At 67.9% G+C, this 12,668-nt stretch carries 12 protein-coding genes and 2 pseudogenes; 10 read left to right on the forward strand and 4 right to left on the reverse strand.

Annotated elements, in window-relative coordinates; translation table 11 throughout:
- Positions 1-171: 171 nt before the first annotated feature.
- Positions 172-570: a VOC family protein gene (locus ACFVVO_RS34645; RefSeq protein WP_390060385.1), complete on the reverse strand. Its 399-nt coding sequence runs from the start codon at positions 568-570 to the stop codon at positions 172-174.
- 116 nt (positions 571-686) lie between these two features.
- On the opposite strand from ACFVVO_RS34645, the gene ACFVVO_RS34650 reads away from it, so the two are divergent.
- Positions 687-1,349 (forward strand): TetR/AcrR family transcriptional regulator, encoded by a 663-nt coding sequence (locus ACFVVO_RS34650; RefSeq protein ID WP_390060387.1) that lies wholly within the window; start codon positions 687-689, stop codon positions 1,347-1,349.
- A 166-nt stretch (positions 1,350-1,515) separates the two neighbouring features.
- Here ACFVVO_RS34650 and ACFVVO_RS34655 read toward each other — a convergent pair.
- Positions 1,516-1,749: pseudogene (locus tag ACFVVO_RS34655) on the reverse strand (TetR/AcrR family transcriptional regulator); the annotation flags it as partial.
- A 674-nt stretch (positions 1,750-2,423) separates the two neighbouring features.
- On the opposite strand from ACFVVO_RS34655, the pseudogene tpg reads away from it, so the two are divergent.
- From tpg to ACFVVO_RS34680, 5 genes and pseudogenes are all read left to right on the forward strand, one after another.
- Positions 2,424-2,784: pseudogene (tpg, locus tag ACFVVO_RS34660) on the forward strand (telomere-protecting terminal protein Tpg); the annotation flags it as partial.
- A gap of 500 nt (positions 2,785-3,284) precedes the next feature.
- Positions 3,285-3,506, forward strand: coding sequence for a hypothetical protein (locus tag ACFVVO_RS34665; protein WP_390060389.1), 222 nt, complete (start codon positions 3,285-3,287; stop codon positions 3,504-3,506).
- Entirely contained in the window at positions 3,503-4,111 is a 609-nt protein-coding gene (locus ACFVVO_RS34670) for an RNA polymerase sigma factor (RefSeq protein ID WP_390060391.1), read from the forward strand. The genes ACFVVO_RS34665 and ACFVVO_RS34670 overlap by 4 nt, the downstream gene beginning before the upstream one ends.
- A 1-nt stretch (position 4,112) precedes the next feature.
- Entirely contained in the window at positions 4,113-4,823 is a 711-nt protein-coding gene (locus ACFVVO_RS34675; protein WP_390060393.1) for a hypothetical protein, read from the forward strand.
- A gap of 128 nt (positions 4,824-4,951) precedes the next feature.
- Positions 4,952-5,764 (forward strand): hypothetical protein, encoded by an 813-nt coding sequence (locus ACFVVO_RS34680; RefSeq protein WP_390060395.1) that lies wholly within the window; start codon positions 4,952-4,954, stop codon positions 5,762-5,764.
- Positions 5,765-5,975: 211 nt separating this feature from the next.
- Here the strand turns inward: ACFVVO_RS34680 and ACFVVO_RS34685 are convergent, their stop codons facing one another.
- A complete protein-coding gene (locus ACFVVO_RS34685) occupies positions 5,976-6,107 on the reverse strand; it encodes a hypothetical protein (RefSeq protein ID WP_390060396.1) in 132 nt (43 codons plus the stop codon).
- A gap of 353 nt (positions 6,108-6,460) precedes the next feature.
- Here ACFVVO_RS34685 and ACFVVO_RS34690 point away from each other — a divergent pair, with 353 nt between their 5' ends.
- On the forward strand, positions 6,461-7,963 hold the full coding sequence (locus ACFVVO_RS34690) for an SAVED domain-containing protein (protein WP_390060397.1): 1,503 nt from the start codon (positions 6,461-6,463) through the stop codon (positions 7,961-7,963).
- 15 nt (positions 7,964-7,978) lie between these two features.
- On the opposite strand, the gene ACFVVO_RS34695 is transcribed toward ACFVVO_RS34690, so the two are convergent.
- Positions 7,979-9,055, reverse strand: coding sequence for a hypothetical protein (locus tag ACFVVO_RS34695; protein WP_390060398.1), 1,077 nt, complete (start codon positions 9,053-9,055; stop codon positions 7,979-7,981).
- A gap of 589 nt (positions 9,056-9,644) precedes the next feature.
- On the opposite strand from ACFVVO_RS34695, the gene ACFVVO_RS34700 reads away from it, so the two are divergent.
- The 3 genes from ACFVVO_RS34700 to ACFVVO_RS34710 are packed head-to-tail and all read left to right on the forward strand — an operon-like array spanning position 9,645 to position 12,627.
- On the forward strand, positions 9,645-10,649 hold the full coding sequence (locus ACFVVO_RS34700; RefSeq protein ID WP_390060399.1) for a nucleotidyltransferase: 1,005 nt from the start codon (positions 9,645-9,647) through the stop codon (positions 10,647-10,649).
- Positions 10,646-12,112, forward strand: a complete 1,467-nt coding sequence (locus ACFVVO_RS34705; protein WP_390060400.1) for a ThiF family adenylyltransferase — start codon at positions 10,646-10,648, stop codon at positions 12,110-12,112. Before ACFVVO_RS34700 ends, ACFVVO_RS34705 begins: the two co-directional genes overlap by 4 nt.
- Positions 12,109-12,627, forward strand: coding sequence for a Mov34/MPN/PAD-1 family protein (locus ACFVVO_RS34710; protein WP_390060401.1), 519 nt, complete (start codon positions 12,109-12,111; stop codon positions 12,625-12,627). The genes ACFVVO_RS34705 and ACFVVO_RS34710 overlap by 4 nt, the downstream gene beginning before the upstream one ends.
- Positions 12,628-12,668: the final 41 nt, after the last annotated feature.

Genomic DNA, 12,668 nt, shown 5'->3' on the forward strand with positions numbered 1-12,668 from the left:
TCGGGCAGCAGGGCAGGTCCGGGCTCCCGGCCAAGGGGGAGGCTGGCCGCAAGACCGATCTCATAGCGGCGCCGCCCTCCGGCACGGTGCCGAAGATGTGCCGTGCGCCGTGACGGACAGCGCCTGCCAGGCCTGGCCCGGCAGCGTCTGCGGGTAATCGGCCACGAGGTGTCAGGCGTGTTCGGGGCCGGACGGGGCGGCCCATTCGACGAACTGAACGATCACGCCGTTGGGATCGGCGACCTGGAAGAGGCGTTCGCCCCAGGGCTCCTCCCGCAGCGGCATGGTGATCTCAACGCCCTCGGCCCGTAGCCGTTTCGCCTCGTGCTCGATACCGCTGGTGGTGAAGGCGAGGATCAGGCCGCCGGCGGGCCGGTCACGCTGGTCGGCCGGCAGCACCTCGGTGCCGCGGGCGAGGAGGACGACGTCCACCGCCGCGTCCTCGCGCGACAGGGAGGCGAATCCCTCGGCCGCGGCCTGCTCCACGTAGCCGAGGTGGGTGGTGAAGAACCGCTTCGAGGCGGCGACGTCGTCGACGGTGAGCGAGACGGTGGACGCGGTGATCTGCAAGGTGCTTCTCCACATCTGTTTCGTCGATTCCTAACAAACTTAGTACCGACGTAAAGTTACGTCGCTCCCCCTCGGTCGTGTCAACATAAAAATGCCACGAGGGTAAGATTCCTTCCATGACGCGCGACGCCACCCCGCCCGCGCCCCCAGGGCTGCGAGAAGCGAAGAAGCAAGAGACCCGGCAACTCATCTCCGACGTCGCCACCGACCTGTTCCTCAGCCAGGGATTCGAGCAGACCACCATCGCCGAAATCGCCGCCGCTGCGCGGGTGGCGAAGAAGACGGTGACCAACTACTTCCCGCGCAAAGAGGACCTGGCCCTGGACCACCAGGACGCCTTCGTCGCCTCCCTGGCCGGTACGGTGACCGGCCGTCAAGCAGGTGAGTCCGCCCTGGCAGCCCTGCGCCGTGCCTTCGCCGACGCGGCCGCCGCGGCCGACCCGGTCGCCGGATTCTCCGGCCCCGGCTTCGCCCGCATGATCGCCGACAGCCCCACCCTCTCGGCCCGCCTGCGTGACCTGCACGACCTGCGAGAGACCGCCTTGGCCGACGCCTTGGCGGACGCCACCGGCACACCCCGCGGCGACATCACCCCCCGCACCGCCGCCGCCCTGCTCGGCGCCGTGCACCGCACCCTGTTCCAGCGCATCCAGGAACTCACCCTCACCGGCCAGGACAAGGCCCGAATCTCCGCCACCGTCATCGCGGAGGCGGACCGCGCCTTCGGGCTGCTGGAGTCCTCGCTCGCCGACTACGCCTCGGTCAACACGAGGCCATAACCGGCCAGAGCGGCCGATCGGAGTCTTCGCCCTTTTCTGAGTCCCGGGACGGATCGAGAACCGGGAAGTCGGCCTCCGACAGTGGAGAAAACCTTGACCGAACCGCTGGAGCCAGAAGGGTAGACCGTGGGGCCCGGCGATGCCGCCGCGGAAGCGAGCCGGTCCGTCAGCCGTGTGCGCTGCCGTCGCGCAGCAGGGCGAGCTGGCGCAGTACGGCCTCGGTGAGCCGCTTGTCGTCGTTGGTGACGAGGAGGTCGAGCAGGGCGCCCTGCAGTACGGCCAGGGCCAGGGTGCGGTGGGTGGCACCGTCATCGCTGTCCCGTTCGGACGGCGGCTGGAAGCAGGCCAGGACGCCAAGCCAATCCTCCACCGTCGCACGGGCGAACCCGGCCCAGGCCCCGGTTCGAGCGGATCTGGTGGCTGCCGGAGGTCGAAATCCCCTTCACCCGTGACGACGTCGCCGCTTGGGTGTCCGGTCTCCTCGACCACGTCCCCCCCGGCTGCCCCTGTCGTTCGTGACCCGGCTGGCTGAGGCGGCGGAACGCACTGCGGACGACGGGCTGCGCCGGGTCGTCCTGGACGAGGCGGAGGTCCCTTGAAGGAGATCACCGCGCCCGGCGAGGACGTCGACGAACAGGACGAACATCAAGCTCTTGACCGCCATCGGCGACTATCGACGACGCCACTACCGTGCCGGCCCCGACATACTCGGCCCGCCTCGACGGCGACGAATGGGACCACCTCACCGACGCCATCGACCTCTACGCCCACGTCCGCGTCCAACAGCGCGGGGCTGGCGGATCTGGTCTTTTACGTAGCGCTCGACAACCGCTGGGACCAAGCCGACAAATGGGCCCTCAACCTCACCGCCGCCACCCAGTACCGTTGCACGACCCGCTCCGGCGACAGGGACGCGGCTCTGGAGCGCTGGTTGCTGACCCATGCTTCTAGTCGCAGACGGTGTTCCTCCGTCTCCGCCTTCTCACCGTCGCTACCGCCGTCCTCGCGGCCGCCGATGACGATGGTCTCGATGTGGCTCCTCGGGACTCGCAGGTGCCCTTCGCGTTGGTCGCCGACCTTGCCGGGCGTCTGGCGGACGCCGTCCGCGCCCGCTGGCAGCCCCGCGTCCGCGAGCAGGCCCGGAAGCAGGCCGCCACCAGCACCGGCATCATCATCGACCCCCGCGCCCGGTTCGGGTTCACCGCTGCACCCGGCACCACCGACGATGCCCGCATCCGGCACCTCACTCTCGCCCTGTCCCCTGCCTACGCAGCCCGCATCTTCGACGCCCAGGCCGCCGGCGCCACCGAGCAGCAGCTGCGCGCCATCACCGCCGAGAGCCTCGGCGAGGCCTATTTCCGCCGACGGCGGGCGCTGCGCCCACGGCCTGGAGGTGGAGTTCACCGATGTCGATGACGCAGGCCGCCGCGCGTAGGGCCCCGTTGCGCTCCTTGCGTAGTGGGGCGGCGTACTGCGTCTGCTACGCGAAGTCGTGCTGCAGCCTCCGACTGGAGGTCCAGCCGCGTGGCACTGGGCATCGTGCCGTCGACGGCAGGGGGGAGGGGGCGGACGTTGAGGGGCGGAAGCCCGGCAAGGCAGCCGCAGCCACCTTCTTGAGTCTTGGCGGCACACGGCGACATGTGAGTTGAGTCACAGTGTTGGGGTCGGGATGGGTGGGTGAATTTGCGCAAAACGGGTCGGTCGTCCCGTTGGGTGGCGGCGGCGCAGGTGGCGGGGGTGGCGGAAAAGGTGGCGCGGGGTGGGGGAGGCGGATGCGAATACGCACACGAATTTGCTGTAACCGGAGCGTCATCTTCCGTAAAAATCTCATGGTGAGAGCTCTGCACGATCGGTGGGGGTGAGGTTGTTTGCTGATGATCAGGAGCAACGAGGCTTCAGGCACCGGTAGTTGAAAGGCGCGATGAGCGGCGTCCGGTGCTGCACGAGAACGAAGGAAACACCGTGACACTGGACGACGTCGCCAGCCTCGTGCTGGCTTCCGCCGCCGCAGCGCGGGCCTACGCGCCCGATGCGTGCGCCGGAGTGCGGCGCCTGCTGGGTGTGGGGGTCCGCGTGGGTGCGCAGACGCTCCTCAAGGAGCAGCTGTCCGTCCGGACCGACGCCACCCGTCATGAGGACGCCGGGGGCGGCCGATGACCGGACAGCCCCCCGACGGCGAGGACCGGGCCGTGTGCGAGCCCAGCGAGGTAATGCCGCCGGCCTTCTGGGCCTTCCATGAGCTGTACCACCAGGCGTATTTCGAGTACGCCTACGTGCAGCTGGGCGAGCACGGCTTGGCCGACCGTCTCGTCGACCAGACGTTTGTCTTCCTGGCAGTGATCTGGCAGCAGGTCACCGAACGCGAGAGCCCGGAGGCATTCGCCTGGCGGCTGCTCAAGGAGCGCGTCGCCGTCGCACTCGCGGACCAGGGCCGTGAGCCGGCGGCGCTGGAGACCCTGGCCTTCGAACGCGCCACCCGTGCGGCCTGCGCTCCGATCCTTCACGGCTTCCGTTCCGCATTCCGGGCACAAGTGAGCGAACTCGAAGAGGGTCTGGGTCTTTATGCGGCGATAGCCCGGCTGCCGGAGCGCCAGTTTGATGTCATGGTCCTGCAGTACGCCCTGGGCTTCACCACCAAGCGGACCGCACTGGTCATGGGCGTGTGCGAGGCCACGGTGCGCTCCACCCGCCGCGCTGCCAAGCGGCACCTGGCCGCAGGTCTGGGACTGCAGTTCGGCGAGGACCCCGACGATGAGGAGTGAGATGCGCCCCCACCAGCCGCGCACCCTGACCGAAGCCCTCGACCAGGCCCGTATCCGCGAAGGCGCCTACACCACCGCTCACCTCGAGGCCTCCCGCCGCCGCATCACCGAACAGCTCCACGAGCTGCGCTGGACCCAGGCCATGGTCGGCCCCGGGACGGGCCGGCGCCCCGCGCACCGGCTGATGCTGCACGAACAGGCCGGCCACGACTTACGCGCCCTGTGCCAGGGCGTCATTCACGACGACGACGCCGCCCGCCGCATCGCCCGCTTCGACACCACCCGCGACCCCGGCGGCGCCCTCGCCTTCGCCTGCCTTCTGCTGCTGGCCGACTACGAGGAAGGCGCGCAGTTCTGGCTCGAGTACGCCGCCGGTGGCGGCCAGGCGACCAGCGCCGTGTGCCTGCACCTGCTGCACCTGCACCGCGGTGACATGCGCGACGCCCGGTACTGGGCCGAGCAGATCATGGCTCTGGAAAGTGAGCCCTGGCAGTACGCGCCCGTCGCTCATCAGGTTGTCGATACCACCGTCCCGGGCCCGGCCGGCATGGCCGTCTACCTCGACCTGCCCGACATCGCGGCCGCCGTGCCGCAGGAGGCGGTCAAAGATGCCGTCGACGACCTGACCGTCGCCACCCTTGACGGCTTCGGCGCCATCCCACAGCCAAGCCCCGACCTGGCCCACCAACTCCAGGACCTCGTAGCCCACTGACGCGCGCGGGTGGTCTTCGTGCACCCCGACCGTAGCCTTGTCGAGTCGGCCACCCTGGTGCCCGCAGCGCGGAGCCCTTGCAAGGAGACCTCCGAGTGATACCCGAGCCCCGCAGACGAGGGTCCATCGTGCTGACTGAGCCGACCTACGTCTACGTCATGGTGCACCGGCGCCTTCGGGCCGCGAAGGTTGGGAAGGGCATGGCCCGGGCCGGCCGGATATCCGGTCACTTGGCGAAGGGCTGGGATGTCTACCGGGCCGTACTGATGCCGGACCACGCCTCGGCCTCGGTGATCGAAAGCCGGGTCAAGAGTCAGCTGGAGTCCGAGGGCCTGGCTCGATTTCTGCCGCAAGCTCAGATGCCCCAGGGTGGCTACACCGAGACAGTATCTCTGGCTCAAAAGTCGGCAGCCCAACTATGTCGGATGGTGCTGGAAGCCGAGGCCGCGACTGTGGTGGCCTGGGACCCCGACGATGTCGGGGCCGGGTATGTGGAGGACCTGACCCCCTTGGTTCTGATGCTCGCCTGGAACGGGCGCGAGCGGCTGCTTTTGCTTGCCAACGGCCTACCCGACGGCAAGCACGAAGGACGGCTTGAGTGGTCGGTGGCGCGAGAGCTGGCTGCTCGGCCCGGCTGGATGGTTTGGGCTGCGATGACAACGGTGGAATACGGCGGTGACCCTTATGTGGACGTCGACCAGTGGTACCGAGCCACCCATGGCGTTCTGGATCTGGAGCCCTACATAGACCTGGACATGATTGGTGAGTACGGGATCTCGCCGTACTGGGTGGACCCTTCCGTGGGCAAGGGACAGGAGATCATGCGCAGGATGATCGAGACCATCGGCCTCGACACGGTGCGGGTCCAGGCTGGCGTTCCTGGTAGCACCGTTCCGTGGGAGCGGGTCGAAGCCTGGCGTCTGCACGCGCAGCGCGACTGACCCCTGAGCAAGGGCCGCCGACCGCGTGATACGGGTACGGCGCCAAGCTCCGGGCACCAGCCTGTAACTGGGTAGGGAACAAGAGCATGTATGAGTAACGGCCCGAGCGCGGGTGGGGGGAATTCAGAAAGCCTCATCATCCACCGCTGTCATGCCGGCCGCAGGTTGTGGCCTGCGGCCCCCGCGCGGCTACCGCTGGGCCTCGGTGTGGTCACGCGGCGACCTCCAGCAGGGCGTAGGCGACGGCCGCCAGGCCCTCCCCGATCGCGTCGGTCTGCTCCTCGCCCTGACGGTGGGCCGCCCGGTCCGCGTTGCGCTCCGCCTGACCTTCGTAGGTGCTCATATACGCCACGGTGTGAACTCCCTGTCACGACCAGCAGCAGATGAGGCCTGCATCGGCTACTTGAAAGCTTCTGGCCTGCGGCATTTCGACTAGAGCCGGACTGCTCTCTGGAACGTCTGACCTGCTGCTTCTTTGATTTGAGGTCCACTGTGCTGGTACGCCGCAACTTAGTCCGGACGCACATCAACTGCTCTCGGACGCGGTATGAAGCAGCGGCCGGGGAGGGTTTTCGGGGCCTCTGCTATGCGGGTGGGCGGGCGGGGAGTCTGTGCCCTGCCCGGCGACTGGTAGGTGTGAGGGCTTTCGGATCGTCCCTGTTTGCGGCGATGATCTGCTGAGCACGCTGGCCGTAAGTGCGGCGGCCCGACGCCTGGGAGATCGTTTCGGTGCCTGACCTGCCTGCCCCGAGTTCAACGGGTGTCCGTATTGCTGGTGACCGCTACCAGTGGCTGGCTGCGTGGCAGGGGTGTGTTGCCGCGGTGCGGGATGCGGCGCTGCATGCGTCCAACCCGGTGGTGGCGGTCGGCGTCGAGGTCGACGACGCGGGGAACTTGGACGACGTCGTCTTGTACCGGCAGGTGCCGCCGCACACCTACATGCAGGTCAAGTACGCCGCAGATAGCTCCACTCCGGTCAGCGAGGATTACCTGCTCAAGCTCAGCGATCGTGGGGGCCCGTCGATCCTGCGGAAGATGGCGCAGGCCTGGCAGCAGCTTACCGAGGACGGCACTCCGGTGGATCTTGCGTTGCTGAGCAACCGGTCCCCGGACTCCGAAGACCCGCTGATCTCACTGCGGGACTCCCGCACCCAGCTTCTGCTTCCGAAGGCGGCTCAGCAGGGCCCGGGGTCGAGGAAGGGGCAGGCCCGCAGGCGTTGGGCCGACGGTGCCGGGCTGAGCGAGGAGAGGCTGCTGGACCTGCTGAAGGTGCTGCGCTTCGACCTGGCACGGGACGTGATGCACCTGCATGAGCACTTGCAGATGCTGATGTTCGCTGCAGGACTTCGGTTCAGCGAGGAGGCCATGCACTCCGGTGCGGACTGGGTGGCCCGTCAGGTCGCCGATGGACAGCGCCGGTTGTCCCTGGCGGACATCAGGGAGGCGATCCGGGTTCTGCGCCTGGAAGCTGGCTCGTCACGTCCGGTGCTGTCCATCGCCACCTTGAAGCCGGATCCCATGGCGGAGGATGCCGACTACGCCCTGGACTGGGTGGACCGCTTCGAGGGGGCCTCACCCTATGTGAAGCGGCGTCCGCTGGCCCCGGCCACCTGGGCGCAGTTGCAGGCGGACATCGAGGCCGCGCCGTATCGGATGCCGCCGGGCACCACCACGGTTGCTGTCACCGGCAGCCTGCGTCTGGCACCCGCGTTCGTGGTCGGTGCCGCCTTTCGCATGGTGGCCGGCTCCGACCTTGCTGTCGCTCAGCGTGAGCAGCTGTGGTCATCCGCTGCAGAGTACGAGACCCCGCTGACGCCGGCCGTCGATGAGCACGCCCTGGGCCTTGGACCGGATCTCGCCGTGGCTGTCGCGGTCGCCACCGACCCGACGCAGGACGTGCTGGACTTCCTGCGTGAGCAGCAGGTGCCCGTCTCCCGGCTGCTGGTCCTGCGGCCGCCCGGTGGGGCGAAGGACAACTCCATCCCGGACGCGGCCGCGGCCAGCGCGTTGGCGGTCGGTATCCGGGACCTGCTGCGCCGTGCCTGCCGCGCACATCGCGCGATCCACCTCTTTCAGGCCGGCCCCATGGGCCTGGCCCTGCTGCTGGGCAACCGGTGGAACCGGCTGCGCCCCACCACCGTGTACGAGGACGTCAACGCCCAGCAGGTGTACGAGAAGGCCTTCGTCATCGACGCATGAGGGCCCGGCAAGCCCCTACGGTCCCGCCGCCGGAGGCGTCGTCGTGCCGCGCGCCAGGTGCAGGTCGTGGTGCACCAGGGTGAGGCGGTCGCGGGCCGTCAGCCAGCCCAGCGCGACGGCGACGGGCAGCGGGCCGTGGAAGAACAGCAGCCCCTCCACCGCAGTGGTGTCGCCCAGACGCTGCGCCCATTCCTGTCGGGCTGTTTGCCAGCACTCCCAGACGTAGGTGGTCACCGCAGCGTAGAGGGCGGAATCGTCCGGAAGGTAGGCGTTGCCGGTGTCGATGACGAGGTAGGCGCCACAAGGACCGTTCGCATGGTCCGGGCCCTGGAGCGGGAGCTGGTAGCCGGTGTGGTGCTCTGGCCCGTAGGCGACCTGGCCGGTCGCCGCGACGTGACGGGCGTCGTCGACCATGGAGCCGGCCGACGCCAGACGTACGATCAGCGCGATCCGGTGACGCTGCTGTCCGGCTGCGGCGGGGATTTCCACCAGATGCGGTCGCCTGGGTGCGGGAGCAGCCAGGCGCGAACTCAGATGTCCGCGCTGGTCGGAGTTGAGCGCGGTACGCAGCGAACTGCCCAGGTGGACTCCGAGAAGGACCGAGCGCTCGGTCTGCTGCGACAGATGCATGATCGCCAGCGACAGCTGGGCATCATCGGCCAGGCGCCGACCCAGAAGGAAGCCGTCCTGTAGGTGAGCAAGTACGTACAGCGCGACCTCGGGCTCTGCCCGGCCGGCCGCGTGCAACTCTTCAATCTGTGCATCGATGAGCCTGGCCACGAAGTCGGCGACATCCGAACGGCCTTGCCCGGAGTGCTCGCCGGGCCACAGGACCGCGCGATCGATTACCAGCGTCGCGCTGTGCGCGGCGCGGGAAGCGTTCTTCAGCGCCGCCACCCGCGAGACCTGCGTGCGGTCCACCGGGTACAGGCTGACCACCACGCCGAGTCCACGGGGGCGCTGCAGCACCCACCCCGCCAGCACCAGGACGAGAGCGCCGACGAAGACCGCGACGAATACCCACTGCCGCTTGGTCCACTGTTCCAGGATGCTCGGTACGACACCGAGTGCGATGGCCGTGGAGGCCGCCATCAGGACGGTGCCGCCGCCTTCCCGGGAGAGCAGCAGCCGCCTCAGCTGCCCATGCCACCTCACACGTACCCCCAGCCTCCGGTCGAAATCCCGTGTGCCCGCCGGAAGATGTGCGGAGTGCGTCTTTCCCGGACGTCCACATCATTTTCCCCCGCCGTCGGCCCTGGCCCGCATGGGCCCTGGACCCGGGCCTGACTGGGTCTCAAAGTGCGACAGTGGTCTGAAGAGCGACTCTCACCTGCACAAACCACACGGCCTGGTGCGCATGAAGGTCGCCGTAAATGATCATCTGGTCCTGGTGCGGGAGGGTTTGTCAGTGGTAGGTCGTACTGTGGTCAACGAGCAGCCGTAGATGTTTGCCCGCGGCCGCCGAACTCCCACCCGGGAGCCGGAGGCTGCGGCGCGCAGTCGGGCTGGACGACGCGCCCGAGGAGGCACAACGCATGCGGACTGGCGAGATGTTCGACGCGTCCCCAAGGGCCCTCAACGAGGTTGCGCGTCTCCTTCCCCAGGCCGGCCTGGCCCGGTCAGCGGTGCGAGCCGGGCTCAGCGCTGCCCAATGCAGTCACACCTAGGATCGGAGGGCCCGATGGCTCACCTCAAGCAGCAGTTCAAGGATGCGCTGAGCTCCATCGAGCCCCGCGACGACAAGACCAACGCACCAGAGGCTCACCGCCTCGTCCGCGATGCCCTCGAGGCCGACTCGAAGCTCGCCGAATACGGTGTCAGCCCCGTGCTGATCGGCTCCTACAAGCGCAACGTGTCCATCCGCAGGATCAAGGACGTTGACGTGTTCGTGCGCCTTGACGATGTCCCGGGGAACGTCACCTCGACGGACATCCTCGACAGGTTCTTCAAGGTCCTGCATGCGGAGTTCGGCACCGACTCCGACGGCCACCGGCGTACCAAGCGTCAGGACCGGAGTCTGCAGGTCTCCTTCCCGGAGTACGACCTCTATGTCGATGCCGTGCCCGCCCGTCCGTACGGTGACGGGACCTGGGAGATCCCGCAGAAGGGCGATGCGAACAAGTGGGTGCGCACCAACCCCGACGGACTGACCTCCCTGTCCAGCGCCATGAATGCGGACCACGACGACTACTACGTACCGACCGTCAAACTGCTCCGCCAGACCCGTCGTGCTCTGCTCGGCAAGAAGAAGCCCGGCGGATTCTTCATCGAGATGGCCGCCTACCAGGCGTTCGACTCCGGCGCCGTCTCGGGGAACGATCATGCGGAGTACTACGTCTCCGCGCTCCGGCAGGTCAGCACGATCATCAATGACTTCGTGGACCACGGCATCGCGGTGAAAGATCCCACGCTGCCCGGAGAAACCATCCGCATCCGCGCGACCGACGAAGAACTGGACGCCGCACGTACACGGTTCGCCGACGCCGCAGCGTCGGCGGAAGCTGCGCTCGGCCAGGAGGACGAAGGCAAGGCCGCGCTTGCATTCCGGAAGCTGCTGGGAAAGAACGGCGACGGAGACACGGTGTTCCCGATGCCGCCCGGCTTCAACGAGGACGGCAGCAAGCGCGCGTCCGCGATCTCGGCCGGCGCCCGCGTCGTGCCCGCCGGCAAGCGGACCTTTGGGTGAGTTCCGAAAGTCTCGACGAATATGTCGCCTACTCACGGCAGCACTTCGAGGAAGGCCTCATCCGCGCCGGGTTCCGCGAGGTCGAAGCGGGATGGCAGGGACCGGTCCAGCACGCGGCGGGCACGACCCGTGTGGTGATCGTCTTGCCGCCCCGCTTTCCGTTCCGTCCACCGCGGGTTGCGCCGGTCGATCACGACGCCGTCCCCTGGTCCTGGCACCGCGAGCTGGACGGCACCCTGTGCCTGGTCGCCGACGACGATCACGACGGGCTGTGGTGGACGGACGCACCCGCGTTCCTCGAACACGTCACGGCGTGGTTCGAGCACGCGGACAACGGCTGGACGGACGATCGCCCCGACCTGGATCTCGACCGGTACTTCCAGCCGTCCGCGGACCGGCGCCTCTACCTCTACGACGACCTCGGCCAGTACCTCAACCGCTCTGTCCGCTTCAGCCCGTCCAGGAACGGCACCATGCGGATCAGGCACGGCACCCGTCCCAGGAAAGCCCTCAAGCACAGCAAGGACCGTTTCGGATACGTCGCCGATCTCGGCGACGTCGACGTACCGCCGCGGACGTGGGCAGACATCTCCGCCCGGATCGACTCAAGCGCGGACTTGGACCGCAGAATCCGGCAGCGCTCGGTCGCGGTTGTCGTGCTGGTCTACCGGCGCGGCACCCACAAGGGTGCGATCGTGCTGGACGTAGCGCCCACGAAGGACGGCAGTACTGCTGTCACACGTCTACGCTCGGGCGCAGACACCGAGGCGGCCAGGTCGGCTCGCGCAGGACTCCTCGCTCCCGAACTGCGTGGATGCACAGTCGCGATTGTCGGCGTCGGTGCCTTGGGCTCGTTCATCGCCGACATGCTGGTGCGCTCCGGGGTCCGTCACCTCACTCTTGTCGACGGCGATGTCGTCACACCGGGAAATCTTGTCCGCCACCTTGTGGGACCCGACGCGGTCGGACTGCCGAAAGTCCACGCGGTCAAGCAGCACCTCGTCAGATATGACGAGACGCTGGCCAGCGGAATCGACGTCATCGACTGCGCACTTACGTCGGGCGACGATGCCGTCGACCATCTGGGGAAGCACGACCTCGTCGTGAACGCCACCGCCGACTTCGCCACCACCGCGCTCCTCCACGTCAGCGCCCAGTCATTGGGAACACGAGTCCTCTCAGCGGCACTTCAAAACGACGGCAGGACTTACCGCATCGACGTGCTGCCACCGCTCGACGACACGGCCACGCTGCCACCTTCGACGACCAACGCAGACAGCAAGGCACCGCAACTGTTCGAAGCAGGCTGCGGAAGTCCGATATCCCCGACACCGCCCCACGCGGTGATCGAGGCAGCGGCGGCAACCGCCCGCCACGCCATAGGCCTCCTCGTCGATCGCCCCCTCCATCCCGCAGGGGAAATACGGCATCTCCAGTCCCCATCGGAAATGAGCCTTCAATGACCCGGCCGGCCACACGGATCGAGCTGTGCCGCGAGGCATACGAGGCCATCACGTCCGCGACCGCAGAGCATCTGCCCGTGGAAACGGGCGGCCTCCTTCTCGGCTACTGGGAAGACGCCAACGTCCTTGTCACCCACGCCCTGGTTGTCGACGGAGAGGGAGCGTCCACCCACAGATACGTGCGCGACGACGTCAGGGCAAACGCTCTCCTCGCAGCGTTTCTGAGCAAGCGAGCGGATGACGATCCAACCGGCTACGTCGGCGAATGGCACAGCCATCCCGCTCCGTCCGGACCGAGCCAGACAGACGTTGCTGCCATGCATGCGATCGCCCGGACAAACGACGGCCCGATCGCACTCCTCGTTCACGCCCCCGGCAGGACGGATCCATTCTTCGGACTGCTCGCCCGACGCCAACGCGCCGGACGCGTCACAACCAAGAAGGCAACAGTCCTTCCGCCACCATCGAGATTCGAGGTGCCGGGGCCACTATCCGACGGAGCGCCAGACGGCTGACGCCGGCCCAGGCTGCCGTCTAGCACCGACAAGGCCGACGA

Source organism: Streptomyces sp. NPDC058145, from assembly GCF_042884245.1.
In the GTDB taxonomy this organism is placed as follows: domain Bacteria; phylum Actinomycetota; class Actinomycetes; order Streptomycetales; family Streptomycetaceae; genus Streptomyces.

What these genes read in the sequence shown, in the direction of transcription:
- ACFVVO_RS34650 (WP_390060387.1), top strand. Translation starts at nt 687, where the DNA reads ATGACGCGCGACGCCACCCCGCCCGCGCCCCCAGGGCTGCGAGAAGCG.
- ACFVVO_RS34670 (WP_390060391.1), top strand. Translation starts at nt 3,503, where the DNA reads ATGACCGGACAGCCCCCCGACGGCGAGGACCGGGCCGTGTGCGAGCCC.
- ACFVVO_RS34675 (WP_390060393.1), top strand. Translation starts at nt 4,113, where the DNA reads ATGCGCCCCCACCAGCCGCGCACCCTGACCGAAGCCCTCGACCAGGCC.
- ACFVVO_RS34685 (WP_390060396.1), bottom strand. Translation starts at nt 6,107, where the DNA reads ATGAGCACCTACGAAGGTCAGGCGGAGCGCAACGCGGACCGGGCGGCC.
- ACFVVO_RS34695 (WP_390060398.1), bottom strand. Translation starts at nt 9,055, where the DNA reads ATGGCGGCCTCCACGGCCATCGCACTCGGTGTCGTACCGAGCATCCTG.
- ACFVVO_RS34700 (WP_390060399.1), top strand. Translation starts at nt 9,645, where the DNA reads ATGGCTCACCTCAAGCAGCAGTTCAAGGATGCGCTGAGCTCCATCGAG.
- ACFVVO_RS34710 (WP_390060401.1), top strand. Translation starts at nt 12,109, where the DNA reads ATGACCCGGCCGGCCACACGGATCGAGCTGTGCCGCGAGGCATACGAG.